This window comes from Paenibacillus sp. FSL R7-0163, assembly GCF_037969975.1.
Taxonomy (GTDB): domain Bacteria; phylum Bacillota; class Bacilli; order Paenibacillales; family Paenibacillaceae; genus Paenibacillus_AQ; species Paenibacillus_AQ odorifer.
In genome coordinates, this window is sequence record NZ_CP150224.1 from 4,525,405 (window position 1) to 4,546,109 (window position 20,705).

Genomic DNA, 20,705 nt, shown 5'->3' on the forward strand with positions numbered 1-20,705 from the left:
CGCTATGAGTAGTAGTACTACCAGAGACTAACATCTGCCCGGCGAGCGATTTTGTTGGCCGTCACTAGCAGAATGACACTGATCACCGCCTTGAATAGCCCTACCGCTGTCGCATAAGAGAATCTGGCATTTAAAATCCCAACACGGTACACATAGGTGTCGATAACATCGGAGTAGGGTCGCAGAATTGGATTGGTTGCCAGCAGCAAAATGTCCTCGAAGCCCGCACTGAGCAGACTGCCGATGGCAAGAATCATAAAGATGATGATAATGGGGGTAATGCTGGGGAGTGTAATCAAGTGAATTTGCTTAAACCGGCTTGCTCCATCTATAGAAGCGGCCTCATATAGGGTTGGATCAATGCCTGCAATCGCGGCCAGGTAGACAATGCTCCCGAATCCGACCTCTTTCCACACATTTACGCTTACTAGAATCGACCAGAAGTATTTGGGTAACGCCAGGAAGTTAACTGGTTCCCCTACCAGATTGAATCGCTCCAGCACATAGTTCACCGTCCCGTTGTCAACGGATAACAGCGAAAATACAAAACCGGATACTATAACCCAGGACAGGAAATAAGGTAAATAACTGACGGTCTGGATAATACGTTTAAAGCCCATATTCCCGATTTCATTCAGCATCAGCGCAAGAAGAATCGGGGCAGGAAAAGAGATAATCAATTTAAGCAAGCTGATCACAAGGGTATTTCGCATCACATTCCAGAACTCCGGCGCCTCGAAGAACATTCTGAAATGCATAAATCCAACCCAGGGGCTCTTCATAATGCCGCCAAAAATATCGTATTGCTGGAATGCCATAACCACGCCATACATCGGAATGTAGCTAAAAATGAATACAAAGATAATTCCCGGCCAAACCATGGACTGCAAATCCAATTGACTGATAAATTTCTTCCATCTACGCGGTTTCTCGGCCGTGTTCATCCGCTTTTCCTCCTCTGGACGATTCTAGTGAAACAACGGCAACAACGATTTGTTCTTCTCCAGCATTTCATCCAGCAGTTGTTCAGCTACGGTGACCGAAGGCACGAGCGGATGATGAACCATAGCCTGCAGGGCTATATCCCGGTCTCCGTGCACAGCCGCTTCGATGGTGAGGCTCTCGTATTGTTTGACTGCAGCCAGCAAGCCTTTTACGGGCTGAGGAATTATGCGCAGCGGAATCGGCAGCGGACCTTGCTTGGTGACCATACAATTCACCTCAATGGAGGCATCGTCCGGCAAGAAGTCAATAATTCCGTTATTCCTTACATTCAACGTCTGGATATCGCGGGAATCATTATAAATGGAGCGCATCAGCAGCACTGCCGCCTCCGAGTAGTAGGCTCCGCCGCGCTGTTCCAACTGCTTGGGCTTTTCCTTCAGCTCTACGTTCCGGTACAGTTCAAACAGCTCTTCCTCCACCTTCTTCACTACCTCAGCGCGCGATCCAGTCGTTGCTGCTGCTTCCTTCTGTTCCGCAAGCATCGCGTCCGTCATATAGTAATAGCTCAGGTAATAAGAGGGAATCGCTTTCAAAGCATTCAGAAACCGGTAGTCCCAGGAATCAAACGGCACATTGCTCGCCTTGTAGCTCTGCGGGTAATCAATGAGCTCCTGCAGCTTGCTTTTACCGTCAATCACGATATCGGATACCCAGTGCAGATGGTTGATGCCGACAAACTCCGCGTAGATCTTCTCCATAGGAAGTCCGAAGAACTCGGAGAGCCACTTTTGAAAACCGATCGGTGAGTTGCACAATCCTACGCTTTTTACCGATGAGTATTTGTGAACAGCTTCAGTCACCATACCGGCCGGATTCGTAAAATTCAGCAACCAGGCATCCGGAGCCAGCTCCTCAATGTCTTTGCAAATATCCAGAATGACCGGGATGGTCCGTAGGCCTTTCATCATCCCTCCGGGACCTGTCGTCTCCTGGCCGATGACATTGTATTGAAGCGGAATTAATTCGTCCCATTTGCGCGCTTCCAGCATGCCTACCCGGATTTGCGTGCATACAAAGTCCGCTCCGGCAATGGCTTCCCTGCGTTCAAACGTCTGGACCACGGTAATCGGCAGTCCGGACTCAGCGATCATGCGTTTGCTCAGTTCTGCAATCGTATGCAGCTTCTCCCTTCCCTCCTCAATATCCACCAGCCATACTTCGCGGATGGGAAGCTCTTGGTGATGCAGGATGATGCCTTCAATAAGCTCAGGCGTATACGATGATCCCGCTCCGATGACAACCAGCTTCAATGTTTCCTCCATGATAGACCCTTCCTTCATCTTTTTCATTTTGGTCTTATAAAAACTAGCCTATTGTGTTCGGTACTTTCCCCTGTGATAGATTATCTAGAACCTTCTGATCTACACGCATACCGCTGCTTTCCATAGCCAGAACGACCGATCCTACAACCGGCTCCCGGGTCAAAATCCTTAAAGTGCCATTCGGAGCCGACAACTTCACTCTTCTCTCAATGGCCCGCCGGATGATGCCTGAGCGGTCTCCCTTTGTCAGCAGGCTGCCTGCAAGTACGATGTCGAAGAAGTCCTCCTCCATGCCCAAGCGACGGATGGCCGATACCGCGGCCAAACCCAGCTCATCCCCTTGCTTGACCAGCAGCTTGGTGGCAACCTGGTCCCCTTCCTCTGCCGCTTGAAATAATAGTTCAGCAATATGGGGAGGCAGGTCTCTGAAATGATCCAGGTAATCCTCTCTTAATTCCGACACATTGGAATAGCCCAACAATTGCGTTAAGCGTTCGGTTAGGACCGTCTCCTTCTCTCTTCCCTCATCCGCCCGAAGGACGCTACGGAATACCTCAATACTTAAATCATAGCCACCGCCATAATCCCCGAACCGGTAGCCGAAACCACCACATTGGTATGTAGCACCCAACGGATTTTTACCACTACAGTTCACGCCCGATCCGCAAATCAGTACGATCCCATAGTTCTTCTCTGTACCTGACCGCAAGGCAATCCAGGTATCGCAGGAAATCTCAGTTTGGGGAAGATCAAAGCTGCTGATGACCGGTCGCAAAATCCGGAAATCAGCCTCTCTGTCCGCTCCCGCTAAGCCGAACCAGGAGTAATCCAGCTGATCCTTGGTCAGCCCTGACGCCATAATTGCTTCCGATAGGGCCTGCTGCAAACTGTTCACCGCCTGCTCACGGTTTATTTGATGATTTCCGATCCCACCCTTGCCAACTCCGATGACCTTCCCTTGTTCATCTGCAATCATTGCGTGGGTTTTACTGCCTCCTGCATCAACTCCCAAAAAATACTTCACGGATGATTTCACTCCTAAAATTCAAGGTAATCTAACAGATGCGGTGGATTCACGAATGAGTAGCTGCGGAGCGAGCTTCGTTACAGCGGGCGGCATCACCTCCCCATTGATCATTTTTAGTAGTAAATCAACGCCTATATTGCCCATTTGTGCCTCAGGTTGTCTGACCGTCGTCAACCGCGGGTAAAATTCACCTACGAACTGCTGATCATCAAATCCAACAATTGAGATATCGTGGGGTACTCGAATTCCCTCTTCCCGGAGAGCCTGAACCATTCCAAGAGCAATAAAATCGTCCCCCGAAAAAAAAGCTGTCGGCAGCTTATCTTCGCGGATCCATCTCTTGGCCACCTCATAGCCGCCGCTTACTGTAAAGCTGCAGTATTCCGTTCCGAATGGCGTTAACCCGGCATCCTCGAGCGCTTGGACATAACCTCGCTTTCGCTCCGCTACACTTAGAAATACCGAAGGGCCGCCAATATAGGCAATTTGAGTGTGCCCAAGATCGATCAAGTGCTTTGTAGCCTCATACCCGCCTTGATAGTTATCGACCACGACGCTAGGCACATCCTCATGCTGAAACTGGTTATCCAGCAATACAAACGGAATGTTTTTTCTTTTCAGTTCCTCTACATATGCCTTTTCTTCAAGTGGGGACAACAGGATAATTCCGTCAACGCGATCCTTCTGAAACAGGAAATTGTCGCCCTCATCCTCATTCTCGGCGATCGATAGGGCTAAAAAATACCCTTGCGCTGCCAGCTTCCGGTTCACCACGCGAATAACCCGGTCATAGAAAGAGTCGTTAAAGTTGGTAATCGACATCCCGATGACTCCCGTTTTGCCCCTCACAAGACTCCGCGCTGCTGAATTGGGCTGATAATTCAATTCCTCCATAGCTTTCAGCACTTTCTGTCTATTAGCTTCCCGTACAGAGGGTAAATTGTTAAGCACCCTGGATACGGTCACTACAGAGAGTCCCGACTTTTTGGCTACATCATGTATATTCATCTTAGCTTCCATACCTCCGTCACCCGAAAGTTTAAACGATTAAACTTTTTAGGTAAATAAAAAACCTTACCTTTCGTGATATTTCTATGTTCTGATTGAAAATTGCACACTGAATGTCAGCTTTGCCTTTATCAAGAACACCAAAATTCTTTACAAAAGTTTTAAGGTTTTAACTAATTTACATTCTACTTACATTTCCAATATCCGTCAATACATAAAATGCAGCCAAAACAAAAAGCAACTCATCCGCAGACAAGTTGCTTTTTAGACACGCTATTCCCCCCTTCCCTTGCTTCTATCTTCCTCAGGTTAATTGGTAATTACCCATTTTTGTCGATCAAGAGTAGGATCAAGCTCGCTTAGAGACAGTGTCGTCCCATCCGCCGATACTTCCAGCGCTTTCTTATGATGAGCAGAAATAATACTTACGGTACCATCATCATTCTTGTGAAAAATCCAACGCTGATTGTTATATCCAAGATAAGGGTATAACTGGATTTTATTTTGCCCTGTGTCGAGATCAAGCGCCTGACCGGCTGTTGTACGAATAGAATAAGAACCTGCATCGTCCCCCGTCGGCACGAATACCCACTTCTGATCCGTAGAATCATTTGCATCCTTCAGTGTAACAGCTTCACCATTTGCGAGATTTGCTGTATAAAGGGATTTCTGTAGTTCTGCATTTACTAGACTGGAAGTGGTTAAATTGGCAGGTGTTTCTCCGCTCACGTTAACGTTTTGATATGAAGCATTTCCGCCAAATACATGTAGTCCAAAGCGGCCTTCGGCAAATGTGCCGTCCTGGAGGTCGATGACTTTCTGCCCATCCACATAAACCACGATATGCGGGCCCTTCGCTTCGATTTTCACTTTATAGGTTTGACCCGGCTGAATGAACGTCGGAACTTTTGCTAGAATCTGACGCTCTTCAATACGGCCGTCGATTTTATAAAACAGACGGATGGACTTCATATTCGGATCCAGATTTAAGTAGTATCCGCTGCGTCCATCTTCGCTGGCACGGAACAACATAGAGCCTGCTCCTCCGGATTTCCCTAACATCATATCTGCTTCATAAGTAAAATCTCCTGCCTGCTTCTCTGCGATATAATTCGCGTCACTCAAGTAATTTCCACGAATCCCATTTTCACCAATGACCCAGGAGGCTGCAGATAGATCTTTAGTCCACCCACTTAAGTTCGTATGAAATTCACCCCCAGATACCTTAACTAATAAGCTAGCTGATGTCTTCCCATTTGGAGTAGAGACGGTAATGATAGACTCGCCTTCTTTTTTAGCTACAAGGGTTGCCTGGGATTTATCCACCACGTTTAGTTCAACTACATCCTTGTTACTGGAATTCCATTTAAGCGGCTGTGCCCCATTACCGGTACCATTCTCTACCATCGCCAAAAGTATGTCGCTTTGCCCCTTGCTCAGTTCGCGATCACTTGTATCCATCATTATCTTGGTAGCTGAGCCCGTCTCCTGATTCCATACAGAGCCTAACTGATTCACCTTCAGAGATACGACTTTTACGTTGCCTCCTTTGGTGTAAAAACTCAAAGCTCTGCTGGCTGGATCCGGAAAAATGACGTCAGAGAAAACAACTTTACCGTTGTTGCCAAAAACCTCAACAGAAGACTCATCTACAAGGATACGCAGCTTAACTCGCTTGTTCTCCGTTTGCATTGCCGCTTCATGTCTTTTACTAAATAGATTCGAAAAATCCGTCAAACCAGATGCAGACCGATCCACGAAAATCCGACCCTCACTAGGTTTATATCCAACAACCGTTTGCTGACTTCCCCCTACACGAACGTTAAAGCCAAATTCACTAACCTGACTACCTGCTGGAATTTCTACTTCAGCTTCAATTTCGTATGCACCAGAGGTAACCCCTTTCAATAGATTCTGAGAAGAAGGACTCACCTCTTTGTTAGCAGTAGAATACAGCTGATTACGCAGCGATTCCAACTCCTTGATCGGACTTTGAGCGAGCTGAATCCCATCTTTTGTCGTTACTAATGAGACTTCTCTTGGGATTGACAGTACGCCTTTCCAATGGGTTGTTGGAAAAGCAAACGGATAGTCCCAGTTTGTCATCCACGCCATCATTACGCTGCGATGATCTGGCATGTTCGAAAAAGACATTGAAGCGTAGAATTCTTTTCCAAAATCTGTTCGCAAAACTTTCCCTGCCGGATTAACATTAACGAATTTACCTTCCGCTGTTAAATGACCCACAAAATATTCAGCATCTGATCCGCCTGTTTTTGAATTCGCTCCTGTACTAATCATCAAAACCCATTTTTTCTGTGATGTTCCGTCTACCGAAAGCTGAAGCAAATCCGGACATTCCCATACACCGCCGCGAACATATTCCCCGTATCCCCAGCTATCTGTTAGGGTCCAATCAAGTAGATTTGTTGAAGTAAAGAAACGAATATGATCTCCACCGGATACAACCATTACCCATCTGTTATTGTCGTTATCACGAATCACTTTCGGATCACGGAAATCCCAGCCTCCGGGCTCCCCTCCATTATCGCCTGGATTTCCGATAACCATAGGACGCGTCTTGGAATATTCCCAAGTACGACCTTGGTCCTTGCTGTATGCAAGACCGATACGCTGATTCCCATTCGGGCCATCGGGATTATAGGAAGTGTAGTAGGCAATCAGCCCCTTGCCTCCTGAATCCCCGAACAAACCTGATGCATTCGTCAAATCTGCCACAGCTGATCCAGACCAGACATGCCCATGATCATTCCACGGCAGCGCAATCGGAAGGCGCTTCCAGTTCAGCATATCTTTACTGACAGAATGTGCCCATGTGCCTCCGTCCTGATGGAATAGATGATATTCTCCATCGAAGTAGACAAGTCCGTTAGGATCACTGGCAGAACCACGAATTGGCGTATAGTGGTATTGAGGACGATATTTTTCATTATAATAACTGCTGGCATCCGTCACATAGGTATCCTGGAAGTAAGCCGTTCCCTGTTTAACGACGATTCCTGTATATCCATCGGTATAGGTTTTATCTGTTAGATCGATCGCAGCCGGGGTGTATCCGTCTAGGAAGACCTGAATTCTGTTTCCCTTCGCCTTTATCTCTACATGATGTTTTGCTCCGGTCTGACTTGGATAGGTTTGCTGTGAACTTGCAATTGTTGCTCCGTTAGCTTTCGTCAAACTTACACGAACCTGATTTCCTTCCTTTGTCAGGGATGCTTCATATCCCTTTGTTCCATCAGCCGATGAACGAAATGCGAGCGCTGCAACAGAATCAGGACGAAGAGATATATTTCCTTCATATACAAAATCAGCAGCTTGTTTATTATAAATTTGCTGTGACTTCATCTGGTTTACTGCCATTCCTTTTTTGCCGTTGATATTAGGCTGCCATTGTCCTTTATTTGTAACCACAGCACCCAGATTTCCTTTCAGGTCGCTTACGATAATATTTTGGAACAAAACAGAACCATTCCATACATTGAGCCCTAGCTTACCAGTACGATACGCATGATCGTGAACCTCAATCACAGATTTATATTCGTTGTCCCAATATACTTTCAGTGATGAACCCTCTGCTTTTACCTTGAGATGATAGATCTCTCCTGCCTTAACAGTAACCTTCCGCTCCTCTTTTAATTTCCCTTCACCATCACTTGCGTCTCGTAAGCGGATCATACCTGCATTCGGAACAATTTGGAGCATGTAGGAACCCCAGCCATCTTCATTAGAACGGAACAATAAGGTCGCGTCAGCTTGCATATCCTTGATCATGACATCAGCTTCATAGATAAAATCCTCTGATACCGTTTCGGAGTTTGCCATTACATTTTCTTGTGGATCAGAAGTCAGTAAAATCCCTTCAACAGTATCCGCCAACTTACCTTTTCCTTTTATTTGCCAACCTGTCAAGTTTGTGTTTGTTTTGGTTACGCTTTCAAAAATAGAAAGCCCCTCCTTAGCTTGTTTACTTACCTCCTGATCAGCGGGCGCAGCCCACCCAGTACCGGGATTTGCTACATAAATGCCTGCTGAAGTCATAACAAATCCTGTTGCCATGAGAAAGGACAAAACAAATTTTCCTTTATTTTTCATCTTCTTCAGCCTCTTTTCTATCATTAATATTGAAAAACAAGAAGGAGGCCAATCCATTACTGCACTGACCTCCTCTCTATATTCTTTTACAATTGAGCAGAAATCTGACTTTCCAGTGCTGTGAGTCCAAGAGCCAGAGCACCACATAATCCCGCCTGTTGGCCTAGACCTGGTGGAACGATATACTCATCTATGTGTTCTAAAATAGTACTTGAGCTAACATAACCGTTCAGGTTTTGAAGCACGGCCTGCCGAATAAGTGGAAACAATTGTGATTGCTGCATAACACCACCACCCAGAATGATTTTCTGAGGAGAGTTAAGCAATATAGCACCCGTAATCGACTGCGCAATATAAAATGCTTCCATTTCCCATGCAAGGTGATCTATAGGAAGTTCATGTCCCTTCTTCCCCCACCTTGCTTCAATAGCAGGACCTGCCGCCATCCCTTCTAGGCAGTCCCCATGATAGGGACATCCCCCTGGGAATTCATCTTCAGGATGGCGTCTTGTAAGAACATGCCCCCCTTCAGGATGCACAAGACCATGAATAAGTTTGCCTTCTGAATACACTCCCACACCAACACCCGTGCCAACTGTATAGTATAAACAGCTGGATAACCCTTGGGCAGCGCCCCATTTGGCTTCACCAAATGCCGCTGCATTGACGTCCGTGTCCCAGCCAAAGGGAACCGAAAAGTATCTTTTCAAAGTGCCCAGCATATCGTAATTTCCCCAACCTGGTTTTGGTGTTGTTGTAACGTAACCATACGTCGGGCTATCTGGGCGTATATCGATTGGACCAAACGATCCAATTCCGATAGCTTCTACTGGTTTGTCTTGAAAATATTGAATAACTTTGGGCAACGTCAACTCAGGATGTTCTGTAGGGAAACTGATCTGATCTTCAATGGTCCCATTTTCATTCCCGATGCCACATATAAACTTCGTCCCGCCAGCTTCAATCGCTCCTATACGCATATACAAGACTCCTCTCGGTGACTAATTCTTGTCTTGCTCAGCAGAGAGAGTAAGCTCATAGATATCCAGGGAAATCAGCAAGTCATTCTCATTTTCTGCAAACACAGCAATACCTTTAGATTCTAGTCCAGGGAATATAAGATCCGTAATTACTGCCTGACCTCCATTACTAAACACCTCAACGGAAGAGCAATCCACATAAATACGGAGATCATTTGACTCATCAAGCGCTGCGAGTTTGGCTGAATGATGTCCTACGAAATGTTCATGGAAATCATGCTGGCCCGAAGCCTTCCGGTCTACATAAAGTTCCTCTGTGTCACCGTTGATACCGATCACTGTTTGTTCATCCGCACCAATTCTTACTTTGAAACCTACAGATTTACCCCGAGTGAACTCAGCTATAATCTCATAAGATTCCAAGCGAATCTCTTTAAGAAGAGTATTGATTTCTTGCACCGTTGCATTTTTTATAGAAAGGACTTGTACACGAGCTGATTCCAACTCTTGTACCGGCTTCTGCACAAGAAAAGTTCCCCCTTGTCTTGATTCGAGCTGAAGTTCTCTTGCAATTGTCATCGCACCACGGAATTCTTCTGCTGGCGTCTTGTTAGCATACATCCAGTTGCTCATCCAGCCGATAAATAGTCTTCTTCCATCCTCAGCCGGTATATCGGACCAGCTTACACCTGCATAGTTATCTCTTCCATAATCAAGCCAGCGAATTTTAATCGAATCTTCATCTGGCGTGAACACTTCTCCATCAAAATCCCCTGTAAAATACTGTGTTCTTGATCCTTCCACAAAAGCGGGATCCGCACCGATGCTCACTAGCATCACCCATTTCGTGTTCGAAGGATCGCCATCAATGGCCAGCGGGAACAAGTCCGGGCATTCCCATACCCCGTCATGAGAACCGATTCCTTCTCCGAATTCACTGGCAAATGTCCAGTTCATCAGATCAGGAGAATGATATAGACACACCGTTTGACCACAAGCTACAATCATCACCCATTTATTAGTATCTTTATTCCAAAATACTTTCGGGTCACGGAAATCAATGAATGTATCATGTTCAAGTACCGGATTCCCATCATATTTCGTCCAGGTTCTTCCGTTATCTTTACTATAGGCCAAGCTTTGACGCTGAATGGCTGGCTTGCCTTCCGGCATATCCAAATGGTGTGTAAAAATTGCTACTAGACCTGGTTTATCTTCAAAAAATCCAGTCGTATTGTTCCAGTCGACTACGGCACTGCCGGAAAAAATCATACCTAATTCATCTGGAGCAAGAGCGATAGGCAGCTCCTCCCATGTAACAAGATCCTTACTGACCGCATGGCCCCAGTGCATAGCGCCCATAGTCATTCCACCTGGATGGTGCTGAAAAAACAAATGATATTCATCCTCAAAATAAACCATTCCGTTTGGATCATTCATCCACTTTTCCTTAGGGGAAAAATGATACACTCCGCGGTAATTTTGTTTCGCAATCGTAGACATTATTGTTTTCTCCTTTACTCCCGAACACGGTCTTTACCGTATATTATTTATAGTTTATTATTTGCTTGCTCTGTCATAGCCGCCTTGTTTAATTTCAAGCCATTCTTGCAAGCCCAGACGGTCCAATTCTTTCAGGTATTCATCCCACTGCGCTTCAACTTTACCATTTTGGTACCATTCAGTACGCATTCTAAGCACGTAGGCAAAAAGATCCGTCTCAATTGTCGTTAGGCGATCAAGCTCTTGAATGGAGTGGAATACACTCGGCATTACGTTTTCTGCTTTCATTTTTGGCGCCATGATGTTCTTGATAATATCCATTCTGCCTTTAGCATCATCCGGCATGGTTGTGAATTTGCCATAATAGGAATCAAGGATAGCTAATGGTCCACCGACACTTGTTTTCTCACGTAGTTCTACAGGAGCTGCACCCTCCAGCGGCAAATGCTTCAGCATTTCTTTTTCTTTATCAAATTCGAAGATATTTTGCTGTTTATCGTCTCCATACGTTCCCCAGTTGTTCTGTACAGATTGAATCGGATCGTAGAGTTGATCAACCCATTTCGCTGTCGTTTCTAAGTTCTTATTGGCGCTAGTAACAACCATCTTGCCTCTGCCCAAACCAAGCGCGTTCGTTCTTGTTACGTTAACTTCACCATCTGGTCCAGCAAGCGGAGGCATAACCTCGTAAGTGTCATTTGCTCCAGTGATATTGGCTTTATCCCATGAGAAGTAAAGTCCGTATCTCTGATCCTTCCCTTTTGCAAGGTAAGTACTCCAGTCCTGTGTATAGGCTTCAATATCAATGAGTCCTTCTTTATACAGCTCGTTAATAAAAGAAACGGCTTCTTTGTAGTCATCTTGTGACGCCGTAAATATTACCTTTCCATCATTGCTCACAACCGCATGGTCAGGGTTCTCACCCAATCCGAACGAAGCAAATAGGAAAACCAGATCTTCTGCTCCAGGCTTGTTAATAAAGGACAGAGGAATTTCGTCAGCCTTACCGTTGCCATTTGGATCTTTTGTCTTGAATGCAATTAATACTTCTTTTAATTCTTCTGTTGTTGTAGGCATATCAAGGCCCAGCTTCTCAAGCCATTCCACATTGATCCAAGGCATACTGTCTACCGCCTGGATTCTTTCCTTGCCATTGCCCAGCTCTTCGATCCACGGAAAGGCATAAATATTACCGTCTGGTGCCGTAATCATACTCTTGTATTCCGGGGCTTCTTCCAGCACCTTTTTGAAGTTGGGCATATTGTTCTCGATGAGATCATTCAGCGGAATAATGGCACCGTCTTTAGCAAGCTTGAGCAGCTCATAGTCGCTATAGTCCGCATTAAAAATCGCATCAGGAAGATCACCGCTTGCCACAGCCAAGTTTCTTTTTTCAACAAATACGTCTTTCGTGAAATTCTTCCAATTAATATGAACATTCGTCTTTTCTTCAAGACGCTTATTAATCAGTTTTTCATTTGGATCAACTGGTGCAAGTGGAGAGCTTTGCGTAATAAAGTTCAAAGTTACTTTACCGCTGGCGTCCTGTTCTTTACTAGCCGCACTTCCCCCTCCTCCTCCGCCACCGCATGCAGTAAGGAACATAAACGAAGCAAGTACAGATGCAGAAGCTACTTTCGTTGATACTCTTGATTTCTTAATTCTTTTCATAGGGTATGACCTCCAAATTATTAGATATGAATGAATTAATCTTTATCTATGTGCAGCCTGTTTCCTACTTAAGGGAACCGACCATAACACCTTTTTCAAAGTACTTCTGGAAGAACGGATACATAACAATAAGTGGCAAACTGGAAACAACGATGGCAGCGTACTTGATGATTTCAGACAATCGTTTCATTTCCGCCATGGCGAGTTGATCGCTGATCATGCCCGGATCTACCTGATTCTGGATCAAGATGGAACGCAACACGAGCTGCAGTGGATGAAGATTCGGATTATCTAAATAGATCATCGCGTCAAAATAGGAATTCCATTGGCCCACAAAGGCATAAAGAGCGAGCACGAAAACAATCGGTTTGGAGAGCGGTAATACGACACTGAAGAAAATCCGCATCTCCGAAGCTCCGTCTACATTAGCGGCTTCCTTCATTTCATTCGGTACTCCTTTGAAGAAAGTTCTAGAGAGAATGATGTTCCATACATTAACTGCCCCTGGAATAATCACCGCCCAGACTGTATCAAGCAGACCAAGATTCTTAACGAGCAGATAGGTTGGTATAAGCCCACCCCCAAAGAACATGGTGATAATAAACAAGGTCATGAAGAATCCTTTTCCTTTGAGCCTGTCATCAGACAGTGCGTACCCTGCACAGATAGAGACGAGAACGGTAAGCATAGCAAATGAAACAGAGTATAAAACAGAGTTTCCAAAACCTCGGATCATGGCCGGATTAGAAAGAATTTTTATATACCCTTCTAATGACCAATCCGAAAGGTTGAATGATAATCCTTTACTGAGCAGAACTGATGGATCCATAAAAGATGCAATCACTACATAAATCAAAGGAAGTACAATGATAAGTACGGCCAGTGTCAGGAAGATCGCGTTAAGCACGACGATAAAGCGATCTAATCCGGAATGTTTAATGGGCATAGCTTGTTGCTCCTTTCTTAGTAAAGACCTTCGCCCTCATTCAGTTTCTTCACGGTGAAGTTAACGGTGATGAGCAGGACGATGTTGATGATAGAGTTAAACAATCCTACTGCGGCTGAATAGGCATAATCGCCCGACTGCAAACCAATTTTATAAACGTAAGTCGGAATGATTTCTGAGGTTGGCAAGTTCATCGCCGTTTGCATGAGATAGGCTTTTTCGAAGCCAATGGACATAATCCCACCAGCTGCAAGGATAAATACAATAGCCATAATTGGACGAATGGTTGGCAAATCGATATGGCGGATTCTTTGTAGAAGATTAGCGCCGTCAAGATTGGCTGCATTATGTAACTCAGGATCGACATTAGCAAGCGCTGCTACATAAATAATGGATGCCCAACCGGCTCCGGTCCAAATATCGGACAGAATGTAGATCGAACGGAAGTACTCCGGACGAGACATGAACATGATTGGTTCACCTTTAAGCCAGGTAAAAAACTGGTTAATCGGTCCCGTTGGGGACAAGAAGATAAACAACATCCCGACCACAACGACAACAGAAATAAAGTTAGGTGCATACAAGAACAACTGAATGTTCTTTTTGACGCCTGCACGGCGAATTTGATTTAACATCAACGCAAGCAGGATAGGAATTGGAAAACTCAGAATTAATCCGAAGAAACTTAATTTAAGCGTATTCATAAAGATAACTTCGAAGTTGGGGGATGACAGGAATTTCTCGAAGTTGTACAAGCCTACCCATTCACTTCCCATAATCCCTTTGATTGGGCTGAAATCTTTAAAGGCGATAATCGCACCATACATAGGACCGTATTTAAAAATCAGGGTCAGGATCACAGCTGGTGCGAGCAAAATATAAAGAAAGTAGTACTTCTTTAGATAGTCTAGTAAGGAGCTCTTATGTTTGGTCACCATTGTTCTGTGTTCAGCTTCTATTAGGTTTTGCAATGCCTTTACCTCCGTTCTTATCAATGTTTATATCTTGATGCAGTAAGGGCTTTCAATTGGCTTATGTCCTGCTGCTTTTACAATTTACCAAACACTTAATCGTTCGTCAATACATTTTGTAAAAATATTTATGTGCATATGACAAAGCATTATGTTCATAAATGATGCATATAATTTTACATAATTACAAATACAGCCAATTTAAATAGGATTATATACTTTAAAGTCAACATATTCTCATGAAGATGAAAAGAATAATACCTTTTTTGCACACTTATACGCCGATAAAATGTAAACTAAATTGTGCATTTGTAAATATCATATTGCTATTTTGAGTAAACTAATATACATTAAAGAGAGTTGGGATCATGCCAAATAGTACACTATTTGTGGCGAAGGTTAAGAACAAGAATATAGAGGTGAATTACATAGATGGCCAGGGAAAAAGTAACCATACAAGACATCGCGGATGCTTTAGGAATCTCCAGAAATACAGCTTCCAAAGCCTTAAATGGAACGAATGGTATACCTGATGAAACTAGAAACAAGGTTATAAAGAAAGCGATAGAGTTAAAATATAAACAATTTGCTTTTATGGACACCGAGAGTGTTCAACCAAGAAACTCTGGAAATATCGCTTTATTAACAGAAAACTTACCTAACACTTCCCACTTTGGATCGAAACTGATCAGTGGCATGGAGAAACGAATCAGTGCAGAAGGATATAATTTATCCATGCACATTATAAGAGACATTGATCAGGCGTCCCTGTCTCTTCCAAATAATTTTGATGTCGCCAATGTAGACGGAATTATTTGTATTGAGTTGTTCAATTCGGAATATAGTAAGCTGATTACAAGTCTTGGCATTCCAACTATTTTCATCGACTGTTCTGCAGATATCTGCTACCCTGAATTCCAAGCGGATGTACTTCTCATGGAAAACGAACATAGCACATATCAACTTACAAAAAAGTTAATTGATGGCGGTTACACATCACTGGGGTTCATCGGGGACTATAATCACTGTAGGAGCTTTAATGAAAGATGGGTGGGCTTTAATCGCGCATTGATAGAATCTGGCATCCAGCTTGATCTCTCACAATGTATTCTCGATGACGATCGACTATTTTTTTCGAATCCGGAGTGGGCAGATACTAGGCTGAGTCAAATCAATGAGCTTCCTTCTGCTTTCGTGTGTGCTAACGATTATATTGCGGTTACCTTTATGAAGTCACTCAAAAACATGCTTTCCATTCCTAATGACATCGTCATTTGTGGTTTTGATAATGGTCCTGAATCAAACATTGTTGAACCCCATCTCACTACTGTTCATATTTATAGTAATCAGATGGGTGTCAAAGCAGCCGAAATGCTACTTTCCCGAATTCATGATCCGAAGCAACCCTATCAGGTTTCTCATATTTATACCAAACTCATCATAAGAGACTCTACACCTAATATCAGTTGATGAATTTAAAAAGAACCCAAGCGATTAAAAATTCCGTCGCTGGGGTTCTTTTTTTTCGTTGAATTGTTCCAATTACAATATCCTGTATATATAATCGCCCACAATTAGTTTATGGAAGGATTGTATTCTTCATAGGATAGAACAATATGCTCTCGTTTTAGCAGACAATGCTCTATGATCGCCTTACGTTTCGCTTTCAGGACAATTTGTTCAATATCAGCAAAACTGCAACCGGAAAGACGTTCGCATGCCTCCTCCATCAACCCAGCTTCACTTTCAAAGTCATTAATTAACAGTTCAACATATTGACGCCTACTTGATTCATCCGGGTTGGAATAAATCATTTTTGTATCAAACCTTCGCCAAATAGCTCTATCCAGTTCATTTTCTAGGTTCGTCGCTGCTACAAAAATGCTATTGTCACCAAAATCATCGAGACATTGCAGCAGTGTATTCACCGCACGGGCCATTTCTTTAACCTCGTCATTACTCTCCCGTGTTCTTGCAATGGCATCAAACTCATCCAGGAAAAGAACACAAGGAGATGCTTTGGCATACTCAAATATTTTCCGGATATTACTTCCAGTCTCACCCAAATGGCTGTGAATAATTGCATCAAGTCTAACCAGGATAAGTGGAAGCTCCAGCATTTGCGCCATATAAAATGCCGTAAGTGTTTTCCCTGTGCCCGGTGGACCATACATAACCACTTTATTGGGAATGGGAACTTGATGTTCTTCAAATCTTCCCCTCATACCTAAGATCGTAATGAATTCTTCGACAATCTTTCGATTCATATCGGGTAGGACGAGATGTCTAACCTTTTTGGCACATTCTTTGGGCGTATAATAGGTACCCATATCAATCCCTTTTGCTCTGGGTAGACGTTGATTGTTGCTGCTTTTGTTCATTATTTATTAAAGCTCCTTTAAAATGGTTATTTTCAAGAAATCCAAAAGATCCTTTCTGAATCCAGTTCAACCTGCTCTAATTGCCGCTCGAAGTCCTCGTGAGGAACGATAGAGCCGGCTTGTGACCATTCATTATGCACAAATCAATTCAACTTCCAAATTATATTTATTCGTAATTATTACGATTTAAAATATCATACTTTCTTTTTGTTTATAATGTCAACCAGTAGCACAAAAAAGAGCCTTATAGTTCCAAGGCTCTTTCGGGGTATATCTATTAAATCGTCCATCCAGGCAAAGCAGAGGTTCCAGCATCCTGCCTTCACATATTGTAAGTCCTGGCTAGCTTGGACTTAGCTCTGAGCCGGGTGAATTCCTTAGTTACCAGGATTACCGTCCACACTACAACCACAGAATCAATCACAAGCGAACCCCAATATACTCCGGAGACGCCTAACCATCTTGGCAAAACAAGCATCACTGGCACATAAAAAACAAGTTGTCTGGTGATGCCGATAACGGCCGCCGGCTTCCCTTTATTAATCGCAGGGAAAAAGGTCATGGCCATAAAAATGAGCGACAATAACGGCAGAACCGCCATGTTCAACCGGAAATATAACATTTCGCTGGTTTTAAAGATTTGATCCGGCAGCATTAGTCCCAGAATGGAAGCCGGCGAGATCATGGAAATTATCCAGAAAGGCAAAGTCAGCAGCATGGAGACGAGTGTGAATATTTTATAGGCTTTGATGGCGCGCTCATACTGTTCTGCTCCAAAATTAATGCCGATGACTGGCTGCAAGGCGCGCATTAATCCGAATATCGGCGTCAACAGGAAGGTGAATACACGGAAAACCACACCATAAAATGCAATATCTGCTGTAGTCCCGTATCTCGACAGTGCATTAAATACTACAACAGCCTGTACCAGATTCATAAAGTTCATAATGAAAGAGGACATTCCCAGTCCAACTATGGATTTGATTGTGGCAGCATCCCGATAGATTGCAAAGACATTCGTTCGGAATGAGGCAAATCCTTTGCCAAAATAAATCCATCCCAGCAAGGTGTAGACCAGCATCCCGATATTTGTAGCCCAGGCAGCACCCTCTACTCCAAAATCCAGCCAGGCTACCAGAATATAATTGGACAATACATCAACTGCCAGTCCAATGCCCATTACCACGGCTGCCGATTTCATTTTCCCTTCGGCACGCACAATCATGTTGGCAGCCAGTCCATAAATCCAGAAAAATGAACCGATCACCGTAATTCTAAAATAGCTGTCTCCAAGAGCCAGAGTTTCCCCTTCTCCTCCCATAATTCGCACCAGCTGTGTGGAGAAAAGTAAACCTAACACCATATAGACAAGCGTTACAAGGATGGACAGATAATTAACATTCCCCATCAAACGTTTCTGCATTTCTTTGTCCTGCCTGCCGAGGGCTAAACTTAAAGCAGAACCGGCACCCACCCCGATCAAGGAGCCCAGTCCCAAGCTGATCTGGGTTAAAGGATAAGCTACCGAAACCCCAGCCAGTGCTTCCTCTCCGACAAACCTTCCCACAAATACAGCGGCAATAACCGCATTTAAGCCATAGAGAACCATTGCGATGATAGCGGGCCATGATAACTGGACCATAATATTCCATAGATTACCGTTGAGAATAAAATGCGTCTGCTTGTCTTTGCTGTTGTTTATCTGTGTTACAGTGTTCATAATGTGGATTTTCTCTCCTTCTTTTGACTGAATATGCGAAGTCCTCGTTCAAAGATTTACGGGACTCCTTACATTAACAAGTCTATAAGACAGGATGGCTAGCAACTACCGCAAAAGGGATTGTTTCTATCTCATAAAGGATTTTATCTTTAAATTTATATTTTCACAGCACAAATAAAGGGCACCTTATACCGCCAGGCTCGGAACTTAAGCCTTAGCAGAAAGGTGCCCCCATTAACACTTCAGAGCAGATTACAGTGCGCTATCTTTAGCCATTGGAGCTAATTTTTCAGTCCTGTCAACGTGATTCCTTCTACGAAATATTTTTGACCAATCAGATAAAAAATGACGCCCGGCGCAAAGGACATACACGTAGCCGCCATCGTCAGCGACCAGTCCTGCTTTAGTTGGCCTCTAAAAGCGGTTAGTCCCAAGGCTATCGTATACTTATCGCTTGAGTTTATGTAAATCATCTGTTGAAGTAGATCATTCCATAAACCGATAAAGATAAATAATGCCACAACGATCATTGCAGATTTAATGGCCGGCATAATAATGCTGAACAAAATGCGGTAATATCCAGCACCATCGATCGTTGCTGCTTGATCAAGCTCTCTTGGAATAGACATGATAAACTGCCTAATCAAAAAGATATTAAAAGCGCCACCACCACAGAAATAAGGCAAAATCAACGGCAGATAGCTGTCATGGATTCCTAAGCCTCTCGTCCACCCAATATATAGCGGAATAAGAGTAACCATGGCAGGTAGAAGCATCGAACCGACACAAAGCGCCCAAATCAATTTTTTGCCCCGAAAACGCAGTCTTGCAAAGGCATAACCGCATAAGGTCGCTGTAAAGGTTCCTGCCAAACAAGCGGGTACAATAATAATCATGGTGTTCCATAAATATTTCCAAAACTTAAATATCTCTAGTGTTTCTGCATAGTTTGAAAACAACCAATTTCCTGGAAGCAGTGAAGGCGGATATTTGTATATCTCGGCATTCGACATGAGCGACGTGCGAAATATCCACCAGATTGGAAAGAGCACGAGTATAGTAAAAAAAATGACAACGACAAACGAGATCAGGTTCATCCATTGATTATTACGTTTTTTACTCTTTAATCTTCCGTATGTGGCTACACTCATTTGTCATCGCCTCCTTCATTAAAGATCCATAGATTGGAGGTTTTGAATAATACACCAGTAAAGCCTGCAAGAATAACAAAAATAACGGCCGTTGTTGCACAAGCATACCCTAATTTATAATTTACAAAAGCTTGATCATACATCAGATAAGTTAAAAATCGTGAAGAATTACCCGGGCCGCCATTCGTTAATGAAAGAGCCGGCGTAACAATTTGGAGATTGGCAATCAAGCTCATTAGCAAATTATAAAAGATAATGGGCGACATGCACGGTAAAGTGATATGCAAGAATCGTTTCCATCCATTCGCACCATCCATTTCAGCCGCTTCATGGTAGACGACCGGAACATTTTGCAGCCCCGCTAAGAAAATAACAATTAAGTTACCTGACAGCCAAACTGAAATCAAGGATAGAGATGGAACAACATAGCTGGAATCCGCGATAAAAGAAACTTTGTTCAAACCAATCTCAGAGAGAATAAAGTTAAAAAATCCAAAATTAGCTTCGTATAACCAAGACCATCCTACATATATCGCGGCTGCCGGCAAAACGTACGGTACATAGAAAACAGCTCGGAAAAACCCTCTTGCCGGAATTTTACGATTCAGTAGCATCGCGATAAAAAGTGAATAAATCATGCCTCCAACTACCGATAAAACGGCAAAGTAGACCGTAGCTATAATAGAATCTTTAATATAAGGATCAGTGGTAAATAGATTAATATAATTCTCGAAGCCAATAAATTTGGGGTCTGAAAGTCCCGTCCAATTCGTTAAGCTGATCCCGAGCACCCCAATAAGAGGTAAATACGTTAGAAAGATCAGCCCAATGAAGGCAGGGATCAATAATATATACGCGGCTCGTGCCTCACCTGCATGAATACGTGAACGACGTTTCGGAGATCTATTAATTATTTCCATCTCTATATCCCCACCTGAAGATCATAATATGGCCGCCGCGGGTGTGA

Annotated in this window: 15 protein-coding genes; 1 reads left to right on the forward strand and 14 read right to left on the reverse strand. The window is 43.7% G+C overall.

The features are described 5' to 3' along the window. Nucleotides 1-17: 17 nt before the first annotated feature. The 10 genes from NST45_RS20030 to NST45_RS20075 form a co-directional block, all read right to left on the reverse strand. A complete protein-coding gene (locus NST45_RS20030; RefSeq protein WP_036675807.1) occupies nt 18-944 on the reverse strand; it encodes an ABC transporter permease subunit in 927 nt (308 codons plus the stop codon). A 24-nt stretch (nt 945-968) separates the two neighbouring features. Then, nucleotides 969-2,267 carry a 6-phospho-beta-glucosidase gene (locus tag NST45_RS20035; protein ID WP_036675809.1) on the reverse strand — a complete coding sequence of 433 codons (1,299 nt, stop codon included), beginning with the start codon at nt 2,265-2,267 and terminating at the stop codon, nt 969-971. A 43-nt stretch (nt 2,268-2,310) separates the two neighbouring features. Further along, nucleotides 2,311-3,291, reverse strand: coding sequence for a BadF/BadG/BcrA/BcrD ATPase family protein (locus tag NST45_RS20040; RefSeq protein WP_076141174.1), 981 nt, complete (start codon nt 3,289-3,291; stop codon nt 2,311-2,313). A gap of 21 nt (nt 3,292-3,312) precedes the next feature. Beyond that, a complete protein-coding gene (locus tag NST45_RS20045; RefSeq protein ID WP_036675812.1) occupies nt 3,313-4,314 on the reverse strand; it encodes a LacI family DNA-binding transcriptional regulator in 1,002 nt (333 codons plus the stop codon). 297 nt (nt 4,315-4,611) lie between these two features. Continuing rightward, nucleotides 4,612-8,415 (reverse strand): GH32 C-terminal domain-containing protein, encoded by a 3,804-nt coding sequence (locus NST45_RS20050; RefSeq protein ID WP_339823605.1) that lies wholly within the window; start codon nt 8,413-8,415, stop codon nt 4,612-4,614. An 86-nt stretch (nt 8,416-8,501) separates the two neighbouring features. Continuing rightward, nucleotides 8,502-9,395: an ROK family protein gene (locus NST45_RS20055; protein WP_076141173.1), complete on the reverse strand. Its 894-nt coding sequence runs from the start codon at nt 9,393-9,395 to the stop codon at nt 8,502-8,504. A 21-nt stretch (nt 9,396-9,416) separates the two neighbouring features. After that, entirely contained in the window at nt 9,417-10,898 is a 1,482-nt protein-coding gene (locus NST45_RS20060) for a glycoside hydrolase family 32 protein (protein WP_076141172.1), read from the reverse strand. 57 nt (nt 10,899-10,955) lie between these two features. Further along, nucleotides 10,956-12,569 (reverse strand): ABC transporter substrate-binding protein, encoded by a 1,614-nt coding sequence (locus NST45_RS20065; RefSeq protein WP_051490876.1) that lies wholly within the window; start codon nt 12,567-12,569, stop codon nt 10,956-10,958. A gap of 64 nt (nt 12,570-12,633) precedes the next feature. Next, a complete protein-coding gene (locus NST45_RS20070) occupies nt 12,634-13,515 on the reverse strand; it encodes a carbohydrate ABC transporter permease (RefSeq protein WP_036675818.1) in 882 nt (293 codons plus the stop codon). A 17-nt stretch (nt 13,516-13,532) separates the two neighbouring features. Further along, entirely contained in the window at nt 13,533-14,453 is a 921-nt protein-coding gene (locus NST45_RS20075; RefSeq protein ID WP_339826208.1) for an ABC transporter permease subunit, read from the reverse strand. 465 nt (nt 14,454-14,918) lie between these two features. On the opposite strand from NST45_RS20075, the gene NST45_RS20080 reads away from it, so the two are divergent. Further along, nucleotides 14,919-15,956 (forward strand): LacI family DNA-binding transcriptional regulator, encoded by a 1,038-nt coding sequence (locus NST45_RS20080; protein WP_036675820.1) that lies wholly within the window; start codon nt 14,919-14,921, stop codon nt 15,954-15,956. A 104-nt stretch (nt 15,957-16,060) separates the two neighbouring features. Here the strand turns inward: NST45_RS20080 and NST45_RS20085 are convergent, their stop codons facing one another. The 4 genes from NST45_RS20085 to NST45_RS20100 form a co-directional block, all read right to left on the reverse strand. Then, a complete protein-coding gene (locus NST45_RS20085) occupies nt 16,061-16,867 on the reverse strand; it encodes an ATP-binding protein (RefSeq protein WP_170914189.1) in 807 nt (268 codons plus the stop codon). Nucleotides 16,868-17,189: 322 nt separating this feature from the next. Beyond that, nucleotides 17,190-18,587 (reverse strand): MATE family efflux transporter, encoded by a 1,398-nt coding sequence (locus NST45_RS20090; protein WP_038569377.1) that lies wholly within the window; start codon nt 18,585-18,587, stop codon nt 17,190-17,192. 281 nt (nt 18,588-18,868) lie between these two features. Then, the gene (locus tag NST45_RS20095; RefSeq protein WP_036675824.1) at nt 18,869-19,738 is read right to left on the reverse strand and encodes a carbohydrate ABC transporter permease; all 870 of its coding nucleotides are present in this window, start codon (nt 19,736-19,738) and stop codon (nt 18,869-18,871) included. Then, complete coding sequence (locus NST45_RS20100; RefSeq protein ID WP_036675826.1) at nt 19,735-20,658, reverse strand: sugar ABC transporter permease; 924 nt, start codon at nt 20,656-20,658, stop codon at nt 19,735-19,737. The genes NST45_RS20095 and NST45_RS20100 overlap by 4 nt, the downstream gene beginning before the upstream one ends. Between the last annotated feature and the right edge of the window lie 47 nt (nt 20,659-20,705).

Excerpts from the sequence above, each read along its gene's own strand:
- NST45_RS20070 (WP_036675818.1), bottom strand. The coding sequence starts at position 13,515 with ATGCCCATTAAACATTCCGGATTAGATCGCTTTATCGTCGTGCTTAAC.
- NST45_RS20095 (WP_036675824.1), bottom strand. The coding sequence starts at position 19,738 with ATGAGTGTAGCCACATACGGAAGATTAAAGAGTAAAAAACGTAATAAT.
- NST45_RS20080 (WP_036675820.1), top strand. The coding sequence starts at position 14,919 with ATGGCCAGGGAAAAAGTAACCATACAAGACATCGCGGATGCTTTAGGA.
- NST45_RS20065 (WP_051490876.1), bottom strand. The coding sequence starts at position 12,569 with ATGAAAAGAATTAAGAAATCAAGAGTATCAACGAAAGTAGCTTCTGCA.
- NST45_RS20075 (WP_339826208.1), bottom strand. The coding sequence starts at position 14,453 with ATGGTGACCAAACATAAGAGCTCCTTACTAGACTATCTAAAGAAGTAC.
- NST45_RS20085 (WP_170914189.1), bottom strand. The coding sequence starts at position 16,867 with ATGAACAAAAGCAGCAACAATCAACGTCTACCCAGAGCAAAAGGGATT.
- NST45_RS20090 (WP_038569377.1), bottom strand. The coding sequence starts at position 18,587 with ATGAACACTGTAACACAGATAAACAACAGCAAAGACAAGCAGACGCAT.
- NST45_RS20055 (WP_076141173.1), bottom strand. The coding sequence starts at position 9,395 with ATGCGTATAGGAGCGATTGAAGCTGGCGGGACGAAGTTTATATGTGGC.
- NST45_RS20050 (WP_339823605.1), bottom strand. The coding sequence starts at position 8,415 with ATGAAAAATAAAGGAAAATTTGTTTTGTCCTTTCTCATGGCAACAGGA.
- NST45_RS20100 (WP_036675826.1), bottom strand. The coding sequence starts at position 20,658 with ATGGAAATAATTAATAGATCTCCGAAACGTCGTTCACGTATTCATGCA.
- NST45_RS20035 (WP_036675809.1), bottom strand. The coding sequence starts at position 2,267 with ATGGAGGAAACATTGAAGCTGGTTGTCATCGGAGCGGGATCATCGTAT.
- NST45_RS20045 (WP_036675812.1), bottom strand. The coding sequence starts at position 4,314 with ATGGAAGCTAAGATGAATATACATGATGTAGCCAAAAAGTCGGGACTC.
- NST45_RS20030 (WP_036675807.1), bottom strand. The coding sequence starts at position 944 with ATGAACACGGCCGAGAAACCGCGTAGATGGAAGAAATTTATCAGTCAA.
- NST45_RS20060 (WP_076141172.1), bottom strand. The coding sequence starts at position 10,898 with ATGTCTACGATTGCGAAACAAAATTACCGCGGAGTGTATCATTTTTCC.